The organism is Nocardia sp. bgisy134 (assembly GCF_057708325.1).
In genome coordinates this window covers 40,710-63,733 of the sequence record NZ_JBYIRW010000026.1, presented here as the reverse complement: position 1 = coordinate 63,733, position 23,024 = coordinate 40,710, and the positions used below count along the sequence as shown (strand labels likewise).

Annotated in this window: 22 protein-coding genes; 15 read left to right on the top strand and 7 right to left on the bottom strand. The window is 70.7% G+C overall.

The genetic code is table 11. From position 1 onward, the window contains the following. The first annotated feature begins 135 nt into the window (after positions 1-135). From AC3ERS_RS33095 to AC3ERS_RS33060, 8 genes are all read left to right on the top strand, one after another. Complete coding sequence (locus tag AC3ERS_RS33095) at positions 136-495, top strand: MmcQ/YjbR family DNA-binding protein (RefSeq protein ID WP_431972084.1); 360 nt, start codon at positions 136-138, stop codon at positions 493-495. 469 nt (positions 496-964) lie between these two features. Then, complete coding sequence (locus tag AC3ERS_RS33090) at positions 965-1,507, top strand: P-loop nucleotide/nucleoside kinase family protein (protein WP_488186876.1); 543 nt, start codon at positions 965-967, stop codon at positions 1,505-1,507. 291 nt (positions 1,508-1,798) lie between these two features. After that, positions 1,799-3,028 (top strand): cysteine desulfurase family protein, encoded by a 1,230-nt coding sequence (locus AC3ERS_RS33085; protein WP_431972082.1) that lies wholly within the window; start codon positions 1,799-1,801, stop codon positions 3,026-3,028. Next, a complete protein-coding gene (gene mnmA, locus AC3ERS_RS33080) occupies positions 3,028-4,143 on the top strand; it encodes a tRNA 2-thiouridine(34) synthase MnmA (protein ID WP_431972081.1) in 1,116 nt (371 codons plus the stop codon). The genes AC3ERS_RS33085 and mnmA overlap by 1 nt, the downstream gene beginning before the upstream one ends. Positions 4,144-4,397: 254 nt before the next feature. Then, positions 4,398-5,456: a methionine synthase gene (locus AC3ERS_RS33075; protein WP_431972107.1), complete on the top strand. Its 1,059-nt coding sequence runs from the start codon at positions 4,398-4,400 to the stop codon at positions 5,454-5,456. Between the two features lie 70 nt (positions 5,457-5,526). After that, positions 5,527-7,641 carry an NAD-dependent DNA ligase LigA gene (gene ligA / locus AC3ERS_RS33070; RefSeq protein WP_431972080.1) on the top strand — a complete coding sequence of 705 codons (2,115 nt, stop codon included), beginning with the start codon at positions 5,527-5,529 and terminating at the stop codon, positions 7,639-7,641. A gap of 101 nt (positions 7,642-7,742) precedes the next feature. Beyond that, positions 7,743-8,435, top strand: coding sequence for an SDR family NAD(P)-dependent oxidoreductase (locus tag AC3ERS_RS33065; protein WP_431972079.1), 693 nt, complete (start codon positions 7,743-7,745; stop codon positions 8,433-8,435). A gap of 118 nt (positions 8,436-8,553) precedes the next feature. Continuing rightward, positions 8,554-9,621 (top strand): S-adenosylmethionine:tRNA ribosyltransferase-isomerase, encoded by a 1,068-nt coding sequence (locus AC3ERS_RS33060; RefSeq protein ID WP_431972106.1) that lies wholly within the window; start codon positions 8,554-8,556, stop codon positions 9,619-9,621. Between the two features lie 117 nt (positions 9,622-9,738). On the opposite strand, the gene AC3ERS_RS33055 is transcribed toward AC3ERS_RS33060, so the two are convergent. Next, entirely contained in the window at positions 9,739-10,092 is a 354-nt protein-coding gene (locus AC3ERS_RS33055; protein ID WP_431972078.1) for a hypothetical protein, read from the bottom strand. Positions 10,093-10,252: 160 nt separating this feature from the next. Between AC3ERS_RS33055 and AC3ERS_RS33050 the strand changes: the two genes are divergently transcribed. The 3 genes from AC3ERS_RS33050 to AC3ERS_RS33040 all read left to right on the top strand — a co-directional run bounded on the left by AC3ERS_RS33050 (position 10,253) and on the right by AC3ERS_RS33040 (position 12,500). Continuing rightward, positions 10,253-11,497, top strand: a complete 1,245-nt coding sequence (locus AC3ERS_RS33050) for an AAA family ATPase (RefSeq protein ID WP_431972077.1) — start codon at positions 10,253-10,255, stop codon at positions 11,495-11,497. Between the two features lie 28 nt (positions 11,498-11,525). Then, complete coding sequence (locus AC3ERS_RS33045; RefSeq protein WP_431972076.1) at positions 11,526-11,870, top strand: hypothetical protein; 345 nt, start codon at positions 11,526-11,528, stop codon at positions 11,868-11,870. A gap of 123 nt (positions 11,871-11,993) precedes the next feature. Then, entirely contained in the window at positions 11,994-12,500 is a 507-nt protein-coding gene (locus AC3ERS_RS33040) for a GNAT family N-acetyltransferase (protein ID WP_431972075.1), read from the top strand. Between the two features lie 50 nt (positions 12,501-12,550). Here AC3ERS_RS33040 and AC3ERS_RS33035 read toward each other — a convergent pair whose 3' ends face one another. Continuing rightward, positions 12,551-13,201, bottom strand: coding sequence for an ACT domain-containing protein (locus AC3ERS_RS33035; RefSeq protein ID WP_431972074.1), 651 nt, complete (start codon positions 13,199-13,201; stop codon positions 12,551-12,553). Between the two features lie 363 nt (positions 13,202-13,564). Here AC3ERS_RS33035 and gatC point away from each other — a divergent pair, with 363 nt between their 5' ends. Next, positions 13,565-13,864: an Asp-tRNA(Asn)/Glu-tRNA(Gln) amidotransferase subunit GatC gene (gene gatC / locus AC3ERS_RS33030; RefSeq protein ID WP_431972073.1), complete on the top strand. Its 300-nt coding sequence runs from the start codon at positions 13,565-13,567 to the stop codon at positions 13,862-13,864. Beyond that, complete coding sequence (gene gatA, locus AC3ERS_RS33025) at positions 13,861-15,387, top strand: Asp-tRNA(Asn)/Glu-tRNA(Gln) amidotransferase subunit GatA (RefSeq protein WP_431972072.1); 1,527 nt, start codon at positions 13,861-13,863, stop codon at positions 15,385-15,387. Before gatC ends, gatA begins: the two co-directional genes overlap by 4 nt. A gap of 88 nt (positions 15,388-15,475) precedes the next feature. Here the strand turns inward: gatA and AC3ERS_RS33020 are convergent, their stop codons facing one another. The 4 genes from AC3ERS_RS33020 to AC3ERS_RS33005 form a co-directional block, all read right to left on the bottom strand. Beyond that, the gene (locus AC3ERS_RS33020; protein WP_431972071.1) at positions 15,476-16,720 is read right to left on the bottom strand and encodes an SGNH/GDSL hydrolase family protein; all 1,245 of its coding nucleotides are present in this window, start codon (positions 16,718-16,720) and stop codon (positions 15,476-15,478) included. A gap of 90 nt (positions 16,721-16,810) precedes the next feature. Then, positions 16,811-17,257 carry an SRPBCC family protein gene (locus AC3ERS_RS33015; protein WP_431972070.1) on the bottom strand — a complete coding sequence of 149 codons (447 nt, stop codon included), beginning with the start codon at positions 17,255-17,257 and terminating at the stop codon, positions 16,811-16,813. Between the two features lie 316 nt (positions 17,258-17,573). Further along, the gene (locus AC3ERS_RS33010) at positions 17,574-18,986 is read right to left on the bottom strand and encodes an alpha/beta-hydrolase family protein (protein WP_431972069.1); all 1,413 of its coding nucleotides are present in this window, start codon (positions 18,984-18,986) and stop codon (positions 17,574-17,576) included. Beyond that, positions 18,983-19,759 (bottom strand): hypothetical protein, encoded by a 777-nt coding sequence (locus tag AC3ERS_RS33005; RefSeq protein WP_431972068.1) that lies wholly within the window; start codon positions 19,757-19,759, stop codon positions 18,983-18,985. The genes AC3ERS_RS33010 and AC3ERS_RS33005 overlap by 4 nt, the downstream gene beginning before the upstream one ends. Positions 19,760-19,927: 168 nt before the next feature. Here AC3ERS_RS33005 and AC3ERS_RS33000 point away from each other — a divergent pair, with 168 nt between their 5' ends. Together AC3ERS_RS33000 and AC3ERS_RS32995 are read left to right on the top strand one after the other, a co-directional pair. Further along, positions 19,928-21,145 carry a sensor histidine kinase gene (locus AC3ERS_RS33000; RefSeq protein WP_431972067.1) on the top strand — a complete coding sequence of 406 codons (1,218 nt, stop codon included), beginning with the start codon at positions 19,928-19,930 and terminating at the stop codon, positions 21,143-21,145. 55 nt (positions 21,146-21,200) lie between these two features. Further along, the gene (locus AC3ERS_RS32995) at positions 21,201-21,866 is read left to right on the top strand and encodes a response regulator (RefSeq protein ID WP_431972066.1); all 666 of its coding nucleotides are present in this window, start codon (positions 21,201-21,203) and stop codon (positions 21,864-21,866) included. On the opposite strand, the gene AC3ERS_RS32990 is transcribed toward AC3ERS_RS32995, so the two are convergent. After that, positions 21,867-22,763: a serine hydrolase gene (locus AC3ERS_RS32990; RefSeq protein WP_431972065.1), complete on the bottom strand. Its 897-nt coding sequence runs from the start codon at positions 22,761-22,763 to the stop codon at positions 21,867-21,869. Between the last annotated feature and the right edge of the window lie 261 nt (positions 22,764-23,024).

The following is a 23,024-nucleotide window of genomic DNA, read 5'->3' as shown; positions in this document are numbered from 1 at the left end:
ACTTCTGGATAGACCGAAAGACAGGAGTCCAGACATGACTGACCTGCCGACGTGGCGAAATCGCGTGCGCCGCAGCGGCGATGGCGGGCACCAGTACCTGAGGGCGCATTCACGCGGAACCGAAGGAGTCCGACCATGGCGGTGATCGAAGACGTCAGCCCACTGGGGGCCGAGCTGGAACGCTCGTACCAGGTCTATGTACGTGGCAGGCTGAAGTTCCGCGTCAAGCAAATCGTCTACGTGGCGTTCTCCCTCGACGAGACCGTGATGGGCTTCGCGTTCCCCAGGGAGGAGCGAGCGGCGCTCATCGCGAGCGAGCCGCACAAGTTTCAGATGCCATCGGCATCGGACATGCGCTTCAACTGGATCGAGTCCGACCTCGCGGCCCTGGACCCGACCGAGGCCCGTGAACTCGTCGTCGATGCATGGCGCATGGTCGTTCCCAAGAAACTTTCCCGCGCTTACGATCTCGCTGATCCCCACGGGTGGGTCTGAGGCTCGGACTCCGCAAATCCGGTCGTCGACGTCGCAGTACATGAACGCCACGCGGGTGCACCGAACGCGCGCTCATGCCGCCAGCTTCCGTCGCCCGATCGTTTGCTACTTGCTAGCCCCGGCGGCCAGATAGCTCCCCGCTAAGTGGCCGTGAGTGGGGAATTCCACCTGGCCGCTGACACAAGTGCCTGATCGCGTCCTCCGACGACTTCAACCGCATCCGCCACCGAGTACGTCATGGTCGCAATTAGTTGCCGCTGCGGGCACATACTGAGTGCCCCGATCAGCCCTCGCTGCAGCCGGTGGTCGCGAGCGGACTCAGCCGAAAGACGTGGCAGATCGCCTAGACCAGGAGGTTGAGGAACGCGACGTCAGGGTTATCCCTAGCCCGGTCTGGAGGACATCGTGATGACTGGACCCGTTGGCCCGGTGCCGTTCTCGGCGACGGCGCACCAGGCGCTGCGCGCTCTTGCATCCCCGCGGCCACCGGAGTGACCCTGGTCTGCAGGTCCCGGCAGCGGGCAAGACCACCGCGGCCCGGCTGCTGGCTGAGCTGGTGGACCCGGTCGTGCTCGACAAGGACACCTTCGCGTCGCGGCTCGAGGAGTCGGTGATGGCCGAGCTGACCGGCAACCCTCACGACCGCGACCGCGACCTCTACCGCCGCGTCGTCTCCCCGCACCTCTACGCGGCTCTGGTCGAGCAGGCCGTCACGATCGCCCGTCGCTGCCCGGTCGTGGCCGACGCCCCGTTCCTCGGCTACATCGCCGCCGCCAGTGAACAGGGACAGCGGCTCAGTCGACTACATCCCACAATCACCGGTGGTGAAATCGCGATCCGCACGGTGTGGGTTGACACCGACACCACCCGGCTTCGGGAGCGGATGGCCCACCGTGGTGCCGAGCGCGATCAGCCGAAGCTCGCTGACCGGGAGACCTACCGCACCGGTGTGCTGGACTCGGAGCTCGCCCACAACGGCACGCGCGTCGTCGACTACCTCGTCTCGAGCTGAGTCAGCTCTGACCGGCGATCCGGTCCTACCTCCGATGGCGGTATGGCTGGACGACGTCGGTGAGCTTCGACGACGAACCCTGGAGTCCTTGCCCGCCGCGCAAGCGCGGAAGGCGCGAACCCCTCGGCGCCGGTCGTTTCGAGCGGATTCCTGGCCTCTGAACCGCCGATCCAGGAATACCGATTGGTGATACATGCGTTGAGGATCCTGGGTAAATCGTAGAAACATCGTAGAAAGCAGGGGTGTACCCGAAAAATGCCCAGGTCAGCGGTGGTATAGGCTTTATCGGTCATGAAGTCGGCTTTTTCGGGTCCGGTCACCGGTGCTGCGCCCCAGACGGTCTACCTCGATCATGCGGCCACCACACCGATGCTGCCTGCCGCGATCGAGGCGATGACGGCTGCCATGGCACGGCCGGGGAACGCCTCGTCGGTGCACGGATCGGGGCGCGCCGCGCGCCGGTCGCTCGAGGAGGCGCGTGAGTCGATCGCCGCGAATCTGGGCGCCCGGCCGTCCGAGGTGATCTTCACCTCCGGCGGCACCGAGAGCGACAATCTGGCGGTCAAGGGCATCTACTGGGCGCGCAGGGACGCCGAGCCGCGCCGCACCAGGATCATCGCAAGCTCGATCGAGCATCACGCGGTCATCGACGCGGTGGAGTGGCTGGAGCAGCACGAGGGCGCGCACGCGACGTGGCTGCCGGTGGACGCCGACGGCGTGGTGTCGCCGCGCATGCTGCGAGCGGCGCTGGCCGAGCATCCCGACGAGGTCGCCCTCGTCACCGTCATGTGGGCCAACAACGAGGTCGGCGCCATCCAGCCGATCGCCGAATTAGCCGCGGTGGCACAGGAATTCGGCGTCCCCATGCACAGCGACGCGATCCAGGCCGCGGCCCAGCTGCCGATCGACTTCGCCGCGAGCGGCCTGTCCGCGGCCAGCTTCGCCGGGCACAAGGTCGGTGGACCGCACGGTGTCGGCGTGCTGCTGCTCGGCAGGCAGGTGGCGTGCGTGCCACTGCTGCACGGCGGCGGCCACGAGCGCGACCTGCGCTCCGGCACCTCGGACACCGCGGCCGCGGTCGGCCTGGCCACCGCGCTGGACGTCACCGTCACCGAACTGCCCACGCGCACTGCCGAATTGGCCGCGCTGCGGGACGCGCTCATCGCGGGCGTGACCGAAGCCGTGCCGGAGGCCGTGTTGAACGGCCCGGCAGGCGCGCGGCGTCTGCCCGGCAACGCGCACTTCACGTTCCCCGGCTGCGAGGGTGATTCGCTGCTGATGCTGCTGGACGCCGCCGGGATCGAATGCTCGACCGGCTCCGCCTGCAACGCGGGCGTGGCCACGCCGAGTCACGTGCTGATCGCCATGGGCGTCGAGCCATGGGTGGCGCGGGGTTCGTTGCGATTCTCGTTGGGACACACGTCGACCCGCGCCGACGTGGACGCCCTCCTCGATGTCTTGCCCCAAGTGGTGGAGCGGGCCAGGGCCGCTGGTCTTGCCGGTGCGAAAGGTGGTGTGTGATGCGGGTACTCGCGGCGATGAGCGGTGGTGTCGACTCCGCCGTCGCGGCGGCGCGCGCCGTCGACGCCGGGCACGAGGTGGTCGGCGTGCATCTGGCGCTCTCGGCTACCCCGGGCACGCTGCGCACCGGTTCGCGCGGTTGCTGCTCGAAGGAGGACGCGGGCGACGCGCGCCGCGCCGCCGACGTGCTCGGAATCCCCTTCTACGTCTGGGATTTCGCGGACCGCTTCAAGGAAGACGTGATCGACGACTTCGTGGCGGCCTACGCGGCGGGCGAGACGCCCAACCCGTGCCTGCGCTGCAATGAGAAGATCAAGTTCTCGGCGCTGGCCGACCGCGCGGTGGCGCTCGGCTTCGACGCCGTCGTCACCGGTCACTACGCCCGGCTCGAGGACGGCGTGCTGCGCCGCGCGGTGGACGCGGACAAGGACCAGTCCTACGTGCTTGCCGTGCTCACCGCCGAGCAGCTGTCGCGCGCCATGTTCCCGGTCGGCGACACCCCGAAGCCGCAGATCAGGGCCGAGGCCGCCGAGCGTGGACTCGCGGTGGCGAACAAGCCGGACAGCCACGACATCTGCTTCATCCCCTCCGGTGACACGCGCGCCTTCCTCGGCGCCAAGATCGGCATCCGCCCCGGCGCCGTAGTGGACGCCGAAGGCACGGTGCTCGCCGAGCACGAGGGTGTGCACGGCTTCACCATCGGCCAGCGCAAAGGCCTCGGATTGGCGGGCCCGGGGGCCGACGGCAAGCCGCGCTACGTCACCGACATCGACCCCGTGTCCGGCACCGTGCGCGTCGGCTCGGCCGAGGACCTGCGGGTCTGGACGGTGCGGGCCGAGCGCGCGATCTGGACCTCGGGCTCGGCGCCGGACGGCCCGATCGAGTGCGTCGCGCAGGTGCGCGCGCACGGCGGCACCGCGCCCGCGATCGCCGAGGCGGTGGACGGCGGCCTCGAGGTGCGGCTGCGCGAACCACTGACCGGCGTCGCCCGTGGGCAGGCCGTCGTGCTGTACCGGCCGGACGCGCTCGGCGACGAGGTCATCGGCAGCGGCACCATCAGCGACACCTCGCGCGAGGAGCACTCCGTGGACGACGCGGCGGTCGAGGCGCGGTAACGCCGACCGGACGACGGGCTGCCGTGCTGGCGTACACGCCGCCACCCCGACCCGCACGCCGTGATCGCCCGGGCTTCGATACGCGCTAGTGTCACGATGCCGCGGCCGGGCGGGACACGACGGATCCGGGCATCTGGCGTCGAGCCACCGGTGTACCGCGGCGGCGGACAAGCACACATCGACATGGGTAGGACGTGGTGAGCGAAACCGGAACTAACGCTGCGGCTTCCGCCGATCGGAGCGACGCCGACCCGCTGTCCGGCGGCATCGCGACGGCCGTGGGGTCGTGGCCGGGCGGCGATCCGCGCGAGGCCGCGAACACCGTGCTCGGCGAGCTGGCCGAGCTGACCCACCTGCCCGAGCTCCCGGGCCGTGGTCTCGGCGCGGACATGATCGGCCGCGTTTCGGCCCTGCTGGTGGACATGCGCTTCGACACCAGTACCCGCGGCTATCGGCTGGCGTCGCGCCCCGGCGCGGTCTCCCGCCGCGCTCGCGATCTGCTGCGCGCCGACCTGGACGCGCTCGAAGAGGCTTGGGAGACATCGGGTTCGGCGGGCACCGGACGCGTCGTCAAGGTTCAGGCCACCGGTCCGCTCACGCTGGCCGCCGAGGTCGAGCTGCCCGGCGGACACCGCGCGCTCACCGATTCCGGTGCGCTGCGGGATCTTTCGGAATCCCTCGCGGAGGGTCTCGCCCAGCACGTAGCCGAGGTGGGCAAACGGCTCGGCGCGCGGGTCGTGCTGCAACTCGACGAGCCGTCGCTGACCGACGTGCTGAACGGTTCGCTGCGCGGTGTCAGCGTGCTGGACACCGTGCGCGCGATGCCGGAGCCCGAGGCGCTCGCGGTGTTCGACGGCGTCGTCGAGGCGCAATCGGCCCCGGTGCTGGTGCACAGTTGCGCCGCACCGCCCGCGCTGGGCTTCATGCGCCGCAGCGCGGCCGCCGCGGTCGGCTTCGACGTCGCGACGATCGGCACCCGCGATCTCGACAGCATCGGCGAGACGCTCGATGCGGGGAAGCGGCTGGTGCTCGGGCTTGTGCCGACCACCGACCCCGCGATCAGGACCGCAGCGCAGGCGACCAAGAGCACAGCGGCACCGACACCGGTGACCTGGCGGGAGATCGCGGAACCCGGCGTCCGGCTCATCGATCGCCTCGGTTTTCCGCGCACCGCGCTCGCGGACAGCGTGCTCGTCGCTCCGGCGTGCGGGCTGGCGGGCGCGCCGCTGTCCTGGGCGCGGCGCGCGCTGAGCCTGGCGAACGAGGTGGCTCGCGCCTACGCCGAGGACCCGGAGTCGCTGACCTTCTCCTGACCGGTCCCGACCGGGCGACAGGGCGTCGACGTGCGGGAATGTGTCGGTGCGCTCGACTACTGTGCCTCTCGTGAGTGACAGCGACAGTGCGGTGGTTCCGGCGACGGCAGAGCAGCGGGTGCAGTGGCAGCAGCTCGCGGACGAGGTGCGCGAGCACCAGTTCCGCTACTACGTGCGTGACGCGCCGATCATCTCCGACGGGGAGTTCGACGAGCTGCTGCGGCGGCTGCAGGCCATGGAAGAAGAACACCCTGATCTGCTGACCCCCGATTCGCCGACCCAGCTGGTCGGCGGCGGCTTCGCGACCGATTTCACCGCGGTCGACCATCTGGAGCGGATGCTCTCGCTGGACAACGTCTTCAGCTACGACGAGCTACGCGCCTGGGCTGCGCGGGTGGAGGCCGAGACCGGTCCGAACCTGCACTACCTGTGCGAGGTGAAGATCGACGGCGTCGCGCTCAACCTGGTCTACGAGAAGGGCAGGCTGGTGCGCGCCGCGACCCGCGGCGACGGCCGCACCGGTGAGGACGTCACCCTGAACGCGCGCACCATCGACGATATCCCGACCGAACTCGCCGCCTCCGACGAGTTCCCCGTACCGGACCTGCTCGAGGTGCGCGGCGAGGTCTACATGCGGCTGGAGGATTTCGAGACACTCAACGCGTCCATCGTCGCCGAGGGCAAGCCGCCGTACGCGAATCCGCGCAACACCGCGGCAGGCTCGCTGCGGCAGAAGGACCCGTCGGTCACCGCGCGCAGGCGGCTGCGGATGATCTGTCACGGCTTCGGCCGCATCGAGGGCTACACCCCGGCCTCGCAACACGACGCGTACCGCGCGCTGGCGGCATGGAAGCTGCCGGTCTCCGAGCACACCAGGCGGGTGCAAGGCGTGGAAGCGGTGATCGAGCGGGTGGCCTACTGGGGTGAACACCGCCACGACATCGAGCACGAGATCGACGGTCAGGTCATCAAGGTCGACGAGATGTCGCTGCAACGCCGCCTCGGTTCGACCTCGCGGGCGCCGCGCTGGGCGATCGCCTACAAGTACCCGCCCGAGGAAGCCACGACCAAGCTGCGCAACATCGAGGTCAACGTGGGCCGCACCGGGCGGGTCACCCCGTTCGCGGTGATGGAGCCGGTGTCCATCGCGGGGTCGACCGTCGCCATGGCGACGCTGCACAACGCCTCCGAGGTCAAGCGCAAGGGTGTGCTGATCGGCGACACGGTCACCATCCGCAAGGCGGGCGACGTGATCCCCGAGGTCCTCGGCCCGGTGGTGGACGCGCGCACCGGCGAGGAACGCGAGTTCGTCATGCCGACGCACTGTCCCGAGTGCGGCACCGAGCTGGCTCCGGAGAAGGAGGGCGACGCCGACATCCGCTGCCCGAACCAGCGTTCCTGCCCCGCGCAGCTGCGAGAGCGGGTGTACCACGTGGCCAGCCGCAATGCCTTCGACATCGAAGCGCTCGGCTACGAAGCGGCCATCGACCTGCTGAAGTCCGGCGCGATCACCGACGAGGGCGACCTGTTCGACCTCGACGAGCCTCGCTTGCTCACCACCTCGCTGTTCGCCAACAAGAACGGCAGCCTCTCCGCGAACGGCAAACGGCTGCTCGACAACCTCGACTCCGCCAAGGACCGTCCGCTGTGGCGGGTGCTGGTCGGCCTGTCCATCCGGCATGTCGGCCCCACCGCAGCCAGGGCGCTGGCCGCCGAATTCGGCAGCATGGCGCGGATCGAGTCGGCCACCGCCGAGGAGCTGGGCGCCGCCGACGGCGTCGGCCCGACCATCGCCGCCGCGGCGGCCGAGTGGTTCACCGTCGACTGGCACCGCGCGATCGTGGACAAGTGGCGCGCGGCAGGCGTGCGGATGGAGGACGAGCGCGACGAGTCCATCGAACGCACGCTGGAGGGCCTGTCGATCGTCGTCACCGGTTCGCTGCAAGGTTTTTCCCGCGACGGCGCGAAGGAGGCCATCCTGATCCGCGGCGGCAAGGCGGCGGGCTCGGTCTCCAAGAAGACGGCGTTCGTGGTGATCGGCGAGGCGCCGGGGTCGAAGGCGGCCAAGGCCGAGGAACTCGGCGTGCCGATCCTGGACGAGGACGGATTCCGGCTGCTGCTGGAGCGCGGGCCGGAGGCGGTGGCCCCCACGGCGTCCGACGCCGAAGAAGTCGTCGAGGAATAGCCGCCGCGGCCGGTGATTTCACGCGGTGGGGAACGGCACTTGACCTGAACCTTGCTTCAGGTACGACGATCGGTCTGGTAGGCAACTGTCAGGAGACCGTCATGACTCACCGTCCCACCGCCCTGATCACCGGCGCATCCGCCGGGCTCGGCCTCGCACTCTCGCGCGCGCTGGCCGGGCGCGGCTGGCGAGTGATCGGCACCGCTCGTCGTGGCGACCGGCTCGACCGGGTCCGCGCCGAGCTGGGCGCCGCGTTCATCGCCGTCACCGGAGACGTCACCGATCCCGCGCACCGCGCTCGGCTGGCCGAAATCGCCGCGGGCGCAGGACCGCTCGACCTCGTGGTGAACAATGCCAGCAGGCTCGGACCGAGTCCGCAGCCCCGGTTGGCCGACTATCCGCTCGACGAGCTCGAGGCCGTCTATCGCACGAACGTGGTGGCGCCGCTGGCGATTCTCCAGGCGGTGCTGCCGCTGCTCGATCTCGGCAGTGTCGTGGTCGACATCAGTTCCGACGCCGCCGTGGAACCGTATCCGGGGTGGGGCGGGTACGGTTCGGCCAAAGCGGCGCTGGACCAGCTCACCGCGATCCTCGCGGCCGAGCATCCGGAGCTGGCCGTCTACTCCTTCGATCCGGGCGATATGCGCACCGAGATGCACCAAGCCGCGTTCCCCGGCGAGGACATCTCCGATCGGCCCGAGCCGGACAGCGTCGTGCCCGCACTGCTGCGGTTGCTCGACGAACGTCCGAAGAACGGCCGCTACACCGCGGCGGATTTCGCGGTGGCGCGATGAGGGAGCGAATCATGTTCCAGCGAGCGTCGCGCACGCCGGAGCCGAGCGCTGGCGAGGTGCAGGCGTGAGCAGCGAAGCATCGACCGCGCCCGCGCGGGGCGCATCGCGGCACCGTCCGCTGTCGAAACACGGAAATGCCGGGGCCGGAACGGGTTCCGCGGGATGGGCGCGGTCCTTCGAACTGCCCGACCGCTACAACGCCGAGGCCCCGCCCGAGACGCGCGGCACGGCGCGGGACGACGTCCGGCTGCTGGTCGCCGGAGATCGGCCAACCCACGCGCGATTCCGCGAGCTGCCTCGCTACCTGCGCCCGGGCGATCTGGTGGTGGTGAACAATTCGGCGACCACCTCCGCCGCTGTCGACGCCGCCATCGCGGACCTGCCGATCACCCTGCACTTCGCCACCTGGCTGGACGACGGTGGCTGGGTGGTCGAGGCGCGGACCCGCGAGCGCACCCCGCTGCCGAGCCGGGAACTGCGGGCGGGCACCGTGATCGAGCTGCCGGACGGCGCACGCGCGACACTGCGCGAGCCGTGGCTGCCGGGAGCGCGCAGGCTGTGGATCGCCGACGTCACCATGGATCCGCGAGTTCTCATGAACGAGCACGGACGACCGATCACCTACTCCTACGTGCCGCGCCGCTGGTCGCCCTCGTACTACACGACGGTGTTCGGACGGATCCCTGGCAGCGCGGAAATGCCCAGCGCCGCACGGCCGTTCACGCACGACGTGGTGCTGGACCTGGTCAGCTCCGGGATCGCCCTCGCTCCGATCACCTTGCACACGGGCGTCTCCTCACCGGAAGCCGGGGAACCGCCGTGCCCGGAGCGCTTCGCCGTGCCCGCGGCCACGGCACGTCTGGTGAACGACACCAGAGCCGCGAACGGCCGGGTCGTCGCGGTCGGTACCACGGTCACCAGGGCGCTCGAATCCGCTGCCGACACGGACGGGCGGGTGCGCCCCGAGAACGGGTGGACCGAGCTCGTCCTCGGCGCGGGTCGTCCCGTCCGGGTGGTCGACGGGCTGATCACCGGCTGGCACGCGCCCGGCGCGTCGCACCTGGACCTGCTGGTCGCGGTCGCCGGGGACTCCACCGTGCGCCGCGCGTACGGGGAAGCGCTCGACACCGGCTACTTATGGCACGAGTTCGGCGACAGCGCGCTGCTGTGGCGCGGCGGCGGCTAGCGGGGCGTGACCGGCACTGCGGCGCATCAGGTCTCCCAAGGCGCCCAGGTCTCCCACCGCTCCTATCGCGCATCGGATCGGAGACGCGGTACTTGCCGAGTTCGGAAGCGGTGTCGATCAGGCGGGCTGGACCTGCACGGTGGCGCTTTCCTGGCCCTCGATTTCGAGGCGCGCGCAGTACCCGCCTGGTTCGAGTTCGATATGCCGCCGGTTGATCCGGCGCGGACCGGTGGTCTCCACCACGACCGAGGTGCCTCCCGTCGAACACACCTTGCTCACCGCCGGTCGAGCGGTGTAAGTCGCGCTGCCGCTCTGGCACACGTTGGTGGCGTCGTTGAGAAACACCCGCGCGGTGCCATCCGGGCACGGCGCCTCGGCGACCGCCGTCTGCGGCAGCGCGACCACCGCACCGGCGGCGATCGCGCCGATCACCGAGCCTCGGATCACGAGCCGACGAAGCGTACGTGTCATCGCTGGACCTCATCCATTCGGAGACGTTCGGACAGCCACGCCCCCAACAGGAGCTAGCGCCAGCATGCTAACCCCGATCGCTCCCGCTGTCCCCGCGTCCGCCGGGGCCGGACGGAGGGTTGGTGTCGCCTCGCGGCGGGCGAGACGGAAGTATGGCGGCATGCTGCGGAGTTTTCAGGTGACCAACCACAGATCGCTGGCCGACCGCCAGGAGTTGCGGCTGACCAAGGGGAGCGGGCCGGTGGCGGTCCCGGTGACCGCGGTGCACGGTGGGACGGCGGCGGGGAAGACGAGCCTGATCGATGCGCTCGGGCACATGCGCGACGCGGTGCTGCACTCGGTCACCGGCTGGGATCCGTACGCGGGCCCGGTTCGCGCGCCGCACTTGGGTTTTCCGGATCGGCCGACCGAGTTCGTCGTGGGGTTCGTCGCGGAGGGCTGCCCGTTCACCTACGGCTTCCAGCTGGACAACGCCGAGGTGACGGCCGAGTGGTTGCACAGCCATCCGCGCTCGCGCAAGCGAATCGTGTTCGAGCGCAACGGCGAACAGATCAAGATCGGTCCCATGTTCGAGGCCGCGCGCTACGGCATTGCCGCGCTGATGCCGCTGGTGCGCCCGAACGCGTTGCTGCTCAGCCTCGCCGGGCAGATGTACGCCGAGGCGCTGGTGCCCGCGTACCGCTGGTTCTCCTCGATGCTCGAGGTGCAGCGCGGCGCGGTCGAGCCGGACGCGGTGGCGCACCGGCTGGGCAGCCACATCTCGCGTTCCCCGGACAACGCGGCTCGGCTGCTGCTGTTGCTGCGCGCCGCTGAGCTGGGTATCACCGATCTGCTGATCGCCGATGACGATCCGCTCTACGCCGACTATCTCCGCGAACTCGACGCCGACATCGAGGGCGCCGCCGAACAGGCCGAGCTGTGCGCCACCTCGCCCGGCCACGCCGACCGCCTGCTGCGCGACAACGGGATCACCCCGCTGATGCTGGAGCGGGAGCTGACGAATCTGCGCGCCGCCCGCGACGCGCTCTACACCCGCATGGTGGCCCGGCGCGGCGTCGGCCTGAGCTTGGTCCACGCGGGCATCGACGCCCCGTTCGACATCACCGACGAATCCGCCGCGACGCTCTCGCTGCTCCGGCTGCTGCCGACCATGCTGGACGCGCTCGACAACGGACGGGTGCTCGCGGTCGACGACATCGGCGCGCAGTTGCCCGCCGAGCAGGCCGACCGGCTGATCCAGCTGTTCCAGAATCCGGAGACCAATGCCAACGGCGCCCAACTGGTCTTCACCACCGACAACCGCTCGCTGATCGATCGGGGCAACGGGCGTTCGCAGCGCACCCGCACGGCGGTCTGGCAGGTCCGCCGCACCGAGCGCGGAGCCAGCGAACTCGCCGCGCTCTGAGCGGACACGTCCGCCATACGATGGGGACATGCTGGAATTCGCAATGCTGGTGATCATGGTCACCACGCTCGTGGCGCTGCTGGTGGCCTATCGCCGGGGGCGGCAGGGCTTCCAGCCCGCCGAACCGGAGTCCGGCACGCTGTACGTCACGGGCGTGAGCCCGCTCCCGGACGCCGAGGGTGAGCAGTTCGTCACCATCACCGGCAATCTGTTCGGCCCCTCGGTGCCGGAGACCGTGGTGTACGGCCGCTTCGTCTGGGACGTGAGCCAGTGGCCCGCGATCGGCGATTACATCCCGGTGGTCTACCCGCAGGGCAAGCCGGACCGGTGGCAGATAGCTCACCCTGGCGGCCGTCCCGGCCTGGGTTTCTGAACTGGTCGGATGTCAAGGTCGCCCGCGCCGGTGGCAGGATGCCGGTGTGAGCGAACGGAGTGAGCGAATCATGTGCCAGCGCGCTTCGCGCATGCCGGAGCCGAGCGTCAGCGAGGCGCAGGCATGAGCGTGTGCGAGATGGTCATCCGGACGGCGACTCCGGAGGAGTACGCCGCGATCGGCGAGCTGACCGTCGACGTCTACGTGAGCGAGGGCTATGTCCCGCCGGGCAGCCCGTACGCCGCCGAGCTCGCCGACACCGTGCGCAGGGCGGCCGCGGCCCAGGTCTTGGTCGCGGTGCACGACGATCGGGTGGTCGGCTCGCTCACCGTCGCCCGCTACGGCATGCCCTACGCGGAGATCGCCCGGCCCGGTGAGCTGGAGTTCCGCATGCTCGCGGTCGCGAAGCGGGCGCGCGGCCTCGGTGCCGGAACGGCTCTGGTGCGCACCGTGATCGAAATGGCGGCCGCGGAATCGTGCGAAGCGGTGGCGCTGACCACCATGCCCGCGATGGTCGACGCCCGCCGCATCTACGACCGCTTCGGTTTCGTCGCCGTGCCGGAACGGGATTGGACGACGCCGGCGGGCGAACTGCTCACCGTGTTGCGCTTGCCCCTGTCTTCCTACTGACCGCCGCGCGAGTCGGCCTGCGCGCCAAGCCCGCCCGGGATGGTCCCGGTTCAGCCGAGAACGGTCGCGACGATGCCCGCCAGGTAGCCGAGCCGCGCCACCTCCGACGGACGGAAGTCCGGCCCGCCCGGCCTGCCGAGCAGCAGCACCTTGCCGGTGTTGCCCAGCGGCGCGGCGGCCAGCTTGGTGTCCATATCGCGCCAGATCTGCGGCACCCAGTCGGCCTCGGGGTCGAGCACCGAGGGCTTCTCCAGCGGCATCCACGGCGCCGAACCGGCCTGCGTCTGCGGCGCGCTCTGGCTCCCGACCACCCGGTAGGCGCCGTGCAGGCCCAGGTCGATCACAGTGCTCCAGCCGACCCGCAGCACCCGCGGCACGCCGTCGACGAGCACTTGCAGCCGGTCGTCGCGGGCGCTGGCCACCTGGTCGATGAGCTCGAGCTCGCGGTGGGTGTCCAGCACGCCCGAATAGGGGCGGATGGAGTCCACGTGCACGTCGCCGATCGATTCCGCGGCGGTGATGAGGGTGTCGGGTAGTGCGTTGGGTGGAACTTCCACGACGAGATCATCCACGGCGAAGCCTGCCCCGCGTTCCACGACATCCAGCGAGAGGATGTCGGCGCCGACGGAACCCAATGCGAGCGCGAGTGCGCCGAGGCTTCCCGGGCGATCCGGAAGTTGCACGCGAAGCAGGTAAGACACGCGCGTTCCTTTCCTCTGGCCGGCCGAGCCTGGTGGTCGGATACCCGGATGACGCAATACTTACACCCCTGACGGCCCGTTATCGACTCGAGGAGGGGTCAGTGACGAACGCCACGTGGCGGTTTCGCGCCATCACGGCGTGTCGGGCTAGATCTGACGGTGTGTCGTCGGAGTTCGTGCGGTCGGACGGGCGGTGAGTGGCCCGGCGTACTGTCGATGTGTCCACCGCTGCCCGGCGGTGACCGGGTGGGCGGAGCGATCCCGGTCGCGGACTAACATCTTCCGTGCACGATGTGAGCCGAGCGCAAGCGCGGTCGTCGTGCACGGCCACCCATGCACAACCATGCCGAAAGGGGTTCCGCGGTGCCCGCCATCTCCCGCGACGAGGTCGCACACCTCGCCCGGCTGTCCCGGCTCGCGCTGTCCGACGCCGAACTGGATCAGTTCGCCGGTCAGCTGGATTCGATCCTGAGCCACGTGCGGACCATCTCCGAGGTCGCCGCCGCCGACGTCCCGGCCACGTCCTCGCCGAATCCGGCGACCAACGTGACCCGCGCCGACGAGCTCGTACCCGGCCTGACGCCGCACGAGGCGTTGGCGGCCGCGCCCGCGGTCGACGAGCAGCGCTTCATGGTGCCGCAGATTCTGGGAGAGGGCGAATGAGTACAGCATCGCAGGGCGATTCCGTGAGGGGCGGGGGCCGGGAGACGGGTGGGCCAGAGCTGACCACCCTCAGCGCGGCCGAACTGGCCGCGAAGATCCACGCCCGCGAGGTGTCCTCGGCCGAGGTCACCCAGGCGCACCTGGATCGGATCGCCGAGGTGGACGGCGAGATCAACGCGTTCCTGCACGTCGCGGGCGAGCAGGCGCTCGCTGCCGCGGCCGCGGTGGACACGGCGCTGGCCGAGGGGCAAGCTCCGGCCTCGCCGCTGGCCGGAGTTCCGTTGGCGCTCAAGGACGTCTTCACCACCACGGACATGCCGACCACCTGTGCCTCGAAGATCCTCGAGGGCTGGATGTCGCCGTACGACGCGACGCTGACCGGCAAGCTGCGCGCGGCTGGTATCCCGATCCTCGGCAAGACCAACATGGACGAGTTCGCGATGGGCTCGTCGACCGAGAACTCCGCGTACGGCCCGACCCGCAACCCCTGGGACACCACCAGGATCCCGGGTGGTTCCGGCGGCGGCTCGGCGGCCGCGCTGGCCTCGCACCAGGCGCCGCTGGCCATCGGCACCGACACCGGCGGCTCGATCCGGCAGCCCGCCGCGGTGACCGCGACCGTCGGCACCAAGCCGACCTACGGCACGGTCTCGCGCTTCGGCCTGGTCGCCTGCGCGTCCTCGCTGGATCAGGGCGGGCCGTGTGGCCGCACGGTGCTCGACACCGCGCTGCTGCACGAGGTGATCGCCGGATACGACCCCAGGGACTCGACCTCGCGCGACGTCCCGGTGCCGCCGGTGGTGGCCGCCGCGCGCGCGGGCGCCGCGGGCGATCTGCGCGGCGTGAAGATCGGCGTGGTCAAGGAACTGCACTCCGACAGCTACCAGCCCGGCGTGCTCGCCTCCTTCGACGCCGCGGTCGGCGTGCTGAAGGAGCTGGGCGCCGAGGTGGTCGAGGTGTCGTGCCCGCACTTCGAATACGGCCTGCCGTCCTACTACCTGGTGATGCCGTCCGAGGTGTCGTCGAACCTGGCGCGCTTCGACGCCATGCGCTACGGCCTGCGCGTCGGCGACGACGGCACGCACAGCGCCGAGCAGGTCATGGCGATGACCCGCGCGGCGGGCTTCGGCCCCGAGGTCAAGCGCCGCATCATGATCGGCACCTACGCCCTCTCGGCGGGCTACTACGACGCCTACTACGGTCAGGCGCTCAAGGTCCGCACGCTGATCGCGCGCGACTTCGACGCCGCCTACGAGCAGGTCGACGTTCTGGTCTCGCCGACGAGCCCGTTCACCCCGTGGAAGCTGGGCGAGAAGGTCGACGACCCGCTGGCCATGTACCTGTCGGACCTGTGCACGCTGCCCACCAACCTGGCCGGGCACCCGGCCATGTCGGTGCCGTCGGGGCTGAGCAAGGACGACGGCATGCCGGTGGGTCTGCAGATCATGGCCCCCGCGTTGGCCGACGATCGGCTGTACCGGGTGGGCGCGGCCTACGAGGCCGCCCGCGGACCCGTCGCCTGACGGTAGACCGGACAACGGCGAGCGGGCCGGGGCGCGATGCCCCGGCCCGCTCGCCGTTTCGATGCTCGTGTCCGGCCGATCTGTCGCCTCAGCGCAGATCGGTGAGGTTCACGGCCTGCGCCATCGCGCGGTAGCCCGCGTCGTTGGGGTGCAAGCGATCTCCGCTGTCGAAGGCGGGGTGCAGTCGGCTCGGGTCCGCCGGATCGGCGAGCGCGGCGGCGGTGTCGACGACCGCGTCGTATTCACCGGAGGTGCGGATCCACTCGTTGACGGCCAACCGCTTGGCCTCGGCCTCCGGCGTGTCGTACGGCGAACCACCCAGCGGCAGGATGGTCGCGCCGATGACGCGAAGTCCGGCGGCGCGGGCCAGGGCGATCAGCTCCCGGTGCGCGGCGATCAGCTGGTCGGCCGAGACCGGCACCGGCGGTTCACCCAGGTTGGCCGCGCCCGTGCTGAGACCGATGTCGTTGGCGCCCTCCAGGATGATCACCGTGCCGACGCCCGGCTGGTCGAGGACGTCGTGCTGGAAGCGGCGCAGTGCGCTCTCGCCGAGCCAATCGGAGTCGACGGTCACCCGGTTGCCGCCGATGCCCTGGTTCAGCACCGCGCGCGGGGCGCCCGCCGCGGCGAGGCGTTCGGCGAGTTCGTCGGGGAAGCGGTTGTCCGCGTCGGTGGCCGAGCCGACGCCGTCGGTGATGGAGTCGCCGAAGGCCACCACGGCGGGCGGGTTCGGCGCGAGATCGGCCACCTCGACGCCCGCCAGGTAGTACCAGGTCGGGGTGGTCTCGGTGAACGCCGCGGCGGTCGGGTCGGCGCGGTGATCGCCCGCGGCGCGGTAGGTGGTGGCGATGGCCTGCGCGTGCTGCGTGGCGGGGCCGGTCGGCTCGGCGAAGAACAGCGTGATGGTGATCGAGTCGAAGGCGTTGAGCGGCAACGCGACCGGATCGGTGAGGAGGTCGGCGCCCGGCGGGATCACGAAAGTGGGTGACAGCCCGACGGTCAGGTGCGACAAGGTCTCGGGCCGGATGGCGCCCGCGCCCGCGGTCCGCGCGATGGTCGCGCCGGTGATCGTCAGCGGCGCGGCGCCGTAGCGGTTGGTCAGCCGCACCCGGGTGGTGAGCCCGCCCTCGCTGACCCGAACCACCTGGCGCAGCGTCTGATTCGCGAAGCCTTCCTTGGCCCAGTTGGTCACGAACGCGCGGCTCGGCAGATGCGGCGACGTCGCCCACGCCGTGGTCCAGCCCGGCGGGTCCGCGGGACGGGCCGCCGCGCCCGCGGCGGTGAACGGTAGCAGGATCAGCAGCAGAGCCAGCAGGGCTCGAACGACGCGCACGACGTAATCCGTTCTCTCGTGGTCGAACTCGGCGAATCGCCGAACAGGACGACACAACCACGAGAGGGACGAGACGATTCCCGGCGTGTGTCAGGCGGTACGCAGCATCTCGGCGCGACGCTGGATACCGGCGGTCATGCCTTCGAAACCGCGGCGCAGATTCGCGCCGAGCACCGCGGCCACCACCGGGTGGAACCAGCCGCCGAGCTCGAAATGCGATTCGTACCGGGTGCGTTCGGGGCTCACCGCGGTGACGGTGTGCGAGCGGAGGCTGTGCAGCGCGCCGAGGGGCACGGGTTTCATCGAGTAGCTGAGCTCGCGGCCCGGTGTGTGGCTGCGAATCCATTCGCGCTGACGCCGCGGGGTGGAGCCGTAGACCTGCACGAGCATGTCGATCGGCGCACCGGGCGTCAGCGTGCTCTCGCATTCGGTGACGAAGGGGTTCCACTCGCCGTAACGGGGGAGGTCCGTGATCACCTGCCACACCAGGTCGGCCGGTGCGTCGATGTACACCGCCGCGTCGATGACAAAGCCCATGGGAGCAAATTAGAACAAGTTCTACCGCTGCGTCAATGAACGGCTCGCTCAGCGGGAGATGGCGCCGATCGGTGCGCTCGGCAGGACTCGGCGCCGACCGGCCCACTCGGTACGGAGCCGGCGCGGATCGGTGCGCTTGGTATGAACCTGGCGCGGATCGGTGCGATCGGCGCGAACCTGGCGCGGATCGGTGCGATCGGCGCGAACCTGGCGCGGATCGGTGCGTTGGGCACGAACCTGGCGCGGACCGATGCGCTCGGCGCGAACCTGGCGCGGACCGGAGCGCTCGGCACGAAACCTGGCGCAGACTGGGCACTCAGCACGAACCCAGCGCCGTGCCCTGGTCGGTGCCGTAGCGGTGGCCGTGGCCGGGCGGCGCGTCGAGGGCGGCGAGCAAGTCCGCGCTGGTCTGTAGGAAACTCACCACGGGAAGCCAGCGCGGGACGGGAGCGTCGACCCGTACGCCGGTCAGGTCGGGCGCGCGCCACAGCAGCGCGGGCGACCAGTGCACGACCGGATCGGAGCTGTTGGCCAGCACGGTCGCGCCCGCGCGGTGCGCGTCGCCCGCGGGCGGACCGGCCCAGAGCGCGGCGCAGGTGCGGCGGTCCTGCTCGGCGTCGTTGGCGAAGATCGCGCTGCCGCCGAGCGCGCCGAGGCTCTGGCCGTAGACGAACAGCCGGGGCGGCTCGGCCATGGCGTGCAGGCGGCGTTCCACGGCGTCGAAGAGGGCGCGCGCCGCCCGCACCGCGTGGGCGCGGCCGAAGAGGAACGTCACCCAGCTCGGCGCGTAGGAGTACTGGAGACCGACCACCGCCACGTCACCGCCGAAGCGTTCGGCGAAGCCGGTCACCGCGTTGGCGTCGATCCAGCCGGAACCCGTCGGCAGTGCGACCACGATATTGGACCGGTACAGCCCGCCCGAGCGCTCCAGCTCCCGGATCGCCAGTGCCACACGGGAGTCCAGATCCGGGGCGGAATCCACGCCGACATAGACCCGGACCGGTCCTTCCGGCGTTCCGCTGACGAACTTGCGGCCCTGAGCGCCCAGTGACGGCCAGCTGGCCGCCGACTCGGCGCTGCCCGACCTGGTGTGCGAAACAGGTTGCGTCACAGCGGGATCCATCGCGACATTGGCCGCCGCGTACACCTGCTGCCGCCATCCGACCACCGCGGGCGCGAGCACGAGGTAACCCAGCGCCGCGGTGATCAGTCCCATCACCAGTCCACGAAGCAGGCCCAGTTTGCGCAGTGCCCAGCCCAGCGCCTTGGCCACTCCGACGACAACGGCGGTGAGCAGTGTCGCGGTCAGTGCGCAGCGCACCCAGTAGCCGGGACCGATCGGCGGGGTCCCCATCGCGGCGCGCAGCTCGTTCTGCCAATGCCCGGCGCGCCAGGCGGCGAACGCCACGACCAGGCCGGCCACCGCGAGCAGCGGACGGCGGTAGCGGCCGAAACGCGCGTCGACGTCGAAGTTCCAGCGGCCCAGCAGGAATCGTAGCGCGCCGGCGAGTCCGAGCGAACACGCGACCATCAGGGCGGTGAGCACCGCCTGTGCACCGGGTGTGCGGGGGAGCAGACCCGGCGCGAGCGAGATGAACACTCCCGCAACGACTCCCAGTGTCGTCCCGATGCGCGGTGTGGCGAATTCGGACCATTGCCGGGACTTCGGCGTATCAGGTTCGAGGCGGGGGCTTTCGGCGGGCTCGGTGTGCTGCCGCGTCGTCGTCACGCCGAAACCTCCATGGCGACAGCGTTGTTGGTGAAGTCGCTGGCACGAGCTGATCGACCGTCGGCCGCCGATCGCAGCGCACCGAGGACCAGCGCCGAAAGCCCGCCGAGTCCGAGTAAGCCCAGTCCGGCGAGACCGACCAGCCATCCGCTGCGTCCGGTCGCCGCACCGCCCGCGCCGAGCAGCGTCTCCACGACGGGTGCGCCGTAGTGCTGGCGGCGCGAGTTCAGATCCACCACGGTATCGGCGATATCCGCCATCGCGTAGCACCTGGCCCGCCCCCACGATTCGGTGCGAACGTCGCACGCCTCCCGCATCCTGCGGTCCAGCGCCGCGTCCACGGCCTGCCTCGCCCACGGGCCGAGCGGCTCGCCGCGCCGGTCCGCGTAACGCAGCAGGTCGTAGCCGAGATCGTGTGCCTTGCAGGCGGTCTCGAACTCGGCGGGCAGCGGGACGGGCGAGGAGCAGTCACCGCCCGGATTGGTCAACAGGCCGCGCATCGGTACCGGCCGATAACCCAGCACGGTCGCGAAGTCGTCGGGAAGCGCTGCGGCCGAATCGGTTTCGCCGGCGGTGAGGGCGGCGATCGCGGTGGCGGCCGCGATGTTCTCGACGGCGGGATGCGCGACGCTCGCCGCTTGCGCCGCCGGGGCCAGGGCGACGGTGGCCGACATCGTGGTCAGCGCCGCGGCCGTCAGCGCCGCTACCCGGCGCAGCCCGGTGGGGGCGGCGTCCGGGCGGCGGGCGGGGGCGGCGATGGTCTCGATCCTCATGGGCCTCGACGCTAGGAACGGCCCATGCTCACCGGCCTCCCGCCGCGGTGCGGTTTCCGTCGCCGTGCCGTCGGGGGAGCGGCCCCTTCGCCTCCCACCGAGGTACGGGGTGCGAATTCACCCGTGGGTATGAGGCACGCGGCGGGCCGGGTTCCTAGGGTCGTCATCATGAAGCAGAAGACCCGTGGTCTGACCGAGCGGATGGACGCGCGCGCCTGGTTCGACGTGTCCGTCGTGCTCACCGCGCTGATCCTCTACTCGGTGGCGTGGCCGACGCTGCACCTCACGCACGCCGTGTCGCCGGGAGCGCAGCCGTTCATCGCCGCGCTGGCCGCGTTCCCGATCCTGCTGGTGCGGGTCAACCCGGCACTCGGCTGGGCCATCTCTGCGGGTTCGGCGCTGCTCATCGCGCTGGCCATCCCGCACCAGCCGAACAACGATCTGCCGTTCCAGGTGGTGCAGGTGATCGTGCTGATCGCGCTGCTGTTCGCGGTGGGGCTGCGCGCTCCGGTGCAGATCGTGGCGGTCGCCTGGGGCGCGACCTCGCTGTTGTTCGGCACCACCATGCCGGGCGAGGGCGAGGCGTTCGCCAACGCCGCCTGGGGCTGGCCCATCGCGCTGGCGGCGGTGGTGCTGTTCGCCCTGCTCGTCCGGTGGCTGGCGCTCTCGCGCAAGGAACTGGTGCGTCAGGAGGAAGAGAACGAGCTGGAGCGGGCCCGCCGCGCCATTCTCGAGGAGAAGGCGCGCATCGCCCGCGACCTGCACGATGTGGTCGCCCACCACATGTCCCTGGTGGTGGTGCAGGCGCAGACCGCGCCGTACCGGGTGGAGGGCGTGACCCCGGCCGCGCGCGCCGAATTCGAATCGATCGGCGCCACCGCGCGCGAGGCGCTCAACGAGATCCGCGGCATGCTCGGCGTGCTGCGCAGCGACGGACAGCTGCCCGAACACGCGCCCCAGCCGAAGGCCGAGGACGTGCTCGCCCTGTTCGACGGCGCCCGGCGCGCGGGCGTCACCATCGACTGGACGGTCGAGGGCGAGCTCGGCTCGGTGCCCGAGACCACCGGGCTCGCGCTGTACCGGATCGCCCAGGAGTCGCTCTCGAACGCCTCGCGGCACGCGCCGGGAGCCCCGGTACGGGTGGAGATCGTCTGCGGTACAGAGCTGCACCTGCGGGTCGTGAACGGGGCAGGCGCGACGCCTGCGCGGCCGGTCGGCAACGGCGGGCACGGCATCGCGGGCATGCGGGCCAGGGCGTTGGCCGCCGGTGGTGAGGTCACCGCCGAGGCGAGCCCGGACGGCGGGTTCGAGGTGCGGGCCCGCCTGCCGCTCGGCCCGGCGCCTGCCGAGGTCACGGCGGCGGTCGCGCCGCCGACCGTGTCCTGATCTCCGCGATTCGGGCGCACGCTCGCACACTCGGCGCGGCAATTAGGGTGGGCGCGTGGCAATAACGGTTTTGATCGCCGACGACCAAGCGATGGTGCGCCAAGGCTTCGGCGCGCTGCTCGCCGCCCAACCGGACATCAGCGTCGTCGGCGACGCTCCCGACGGCAAGGTCGCGGTGGCGGAGGCCAAGCGGCTGCGTCCCGACGTCGTGCTGATGGACGTGCGCATGCCGGAGATGAACGGACTGGACGCGGCGCGCGCCATCCTCGCGGCGGGTTTCGACCCGCCGGTGCGGGTGCTGATGCTGACCACGTTCGACATCGACGACTACGTGTACGAGGCGCTCAGTCTGGGCGCCAGCGGGTTCCTGCTCAAAGACGCGCCCGCCGAGGAACTGGTGCGCGCGGTGCGGGTGGTCGCCGATGGGCAAGCGCTGCTCGCGCCGACCGTCACCCGCAGGCTCATCGCCGATGTCACCAGCCGCCGCGCCGCGGCGCGCACCAAACCCGCGCCGCAACTGGCCGCGCTCACGCCGCGGGAGCGCGAGGTGCTGGAGCTGATCGCGAAGGGCATGTCCAACACCGAGATCGCCGAGGCGCTGTTCGTGGCCGAGCAGACCGTGAAAACCCATGTCTCCAAGGTCTTCTCGAAGCTGAACCTGCGCGACCGGGCGCAAGCCGTCGTGCTCGCCTACGAATCCGGTCTGGTCACTCCCGGCTGATCAGTCCGGGCACTTGCCGCCGCGCAGCTCGTCCACGTGGCGGCCGAGCAGCGCGGCGAGGCTGTCGAGCAGCGCCGTCGCGTCCGCGAAGCCGCCCGAATCCGCCTGCGCCGCAAGGGCGATCGCCACCAGACCGGACCGGGACGGCAGCAGCCCGAACTGGCGCGCCGTGTAGACCCCGGTGTCGTCGTCGGGACCCCAGCCGCCCTTGAACTCGGCGCCCTCCAAGGTCCCGAGACCCCAGAGCTGGTCGGGAACGATCTCGCCCATCAGCCGGGTCACCGTCTCGGTCTGCGGCAGACACGGTAGGCGCGAGGCGAACCGGACCTGATCGGTCAGCGACCACTCGGTCGCGCCGAACGCCTCGTAGTCGAGCCGGGTGCGCGGGCCGGCCACACCGGTGACGGCGTCGCCTGCCTCGTCGAGCACCTGCTGCACGGCTTGGGCCGCCTCCAGCCCGTCGCCGAGCGAATTCCACAGCGCGTCGGCGGCGGCGTTGTCGGAGATGGTGATGGCCGCTTCGGCGTCGAGCATCGCGCCCTCGGGGTCGTGGCGCAGCGCCGCGATGGCCAGCGGAACCTTGATGGTCGACCAGGCGATGCCGCTGGTCCAATCCCCGAAGACGGTGATCCGGGTACCGCCCACCGGCATGACCGCCAGGCCGACCTGCCCCGGCAGGCTGGGCTGGAGCTGAGTGAAGTCGGCCGCCAGCGAGTTCGGCAGGCTCACCGTGCGTCCCGCGGCCCAGGTGCCCGCCGTCTGCGCGGCCACGGTCGCGGTGGTGTGCTTCTCCGCCCGCTCGGGGCCGAGGCCGCACGAGACCATGGCCAGCAATGTTGTCGCGACGCCGACACGCAGCACCGGACGACATAGCGAAACGATTCGAGCCGACTCCACCACCGTGCACCTCCCCACCGCCCTGCGCGTCCCGCGCTTGCCTCGGCGGTGCCTTCTACCCGTCCAACCCGTCCGGGTGAATCACCGGCCGAGAACCCACCACCGTGCTCGCTCGTGGGAAGTGACGCGATGATGATGTGCTGTACATAGTTTGCCGATCATCGCGCAGAATTCGAAACCGAGTGTTCTGAGCAGGGCGAATGCGTGTACCTCCGCCTTCCGGCCGTGCGCGGCGCGGTCGGCGGACTGTGTCCGGCTGCG

Coding starts and splice junctions, on each gene's coding strand:
- AC3ERS_RS33095 (WP_431972084.1), top strand. CDS start 136: ATGGCGGTGATCGAAGACGTCAGCCCACTGGGGGCCGAGCTGGAACGC.
- AC3ERS_RS33085 (WP_431972082.1), top strand. CDS start 1,799: ATGAAGTCGGCTTTTTCGGGTCCGGTCACCGGTGCTGCGCCCCAGACG.
- mnmA (WP_431972081.1), top strand. CDS start 3,028: ATGCGGGTACTCGCGGCGATGAGCGGTGGTGTCGACTCCGCCGTCGCG.
- AC3ERS_RS33065 (WP_431972079.1), top strand. CDS start 7,743: ATGACTCACCGTCCCACCGCCCTGATCACCGGCGCATCCGCCGGGCTC.
- AC3ERS_RS33055 (WP_431972078.1), bottom strand. CDS start 10,092: ATGACACGTACGCTTCGTCGGCTCGTGATCCGAGGCTCGGTGATCGGC.
- AC3ERS_RS33050 (WP_431972077.1), top strand. CDS start 10,253: ATGCTGCGGAGTTTTCAGGTGACCAACCACAGATCGCTGGCCGACCGC.
- AC3ERS_RS33045 (WP_431972076.1), top strand. CDS start 11,526: ATGCTGGAATTCGCAATGCTGGTGATCATGGTCACCACGCTCGTGGCG.
- AC3ERS_RS33040 (WP_431972075.1), top strand. CDS start 11,994: ATGAGCGTGTGCGAGATGGTCATCCGGACGGCGACTCCGGAGGAGTAC.
- gatA (WP_431972072.1), top strand. CDS start 13,861: ATGAGTACAGCATCGCAGGGCGATTCCGTGAGGGGCGGGGGCCGGGAG.
- AC3ERS_RS33015 (WP_431972070.1), bottom strand. CDS start 17,257: ATGGGCTTTGTCATCGACGCGGCGGTGTACATCGACGCACCGGCCGAC.
- AC3ERS_RS33005 (WP_431972068.1), bottom strand. CDS start 19,759: ATGAGGATCGAGACCATCGCCGCCCCCGCCCGCCGCCCGGACGCCGCC.
- AC3ERS_RS33000 (WP_431972067.1), top strand. CDS start 19,928: ATGAAGCAGAAGACCCGTGGTCTGACCGAGCGGATGGACGCGCGCGCC.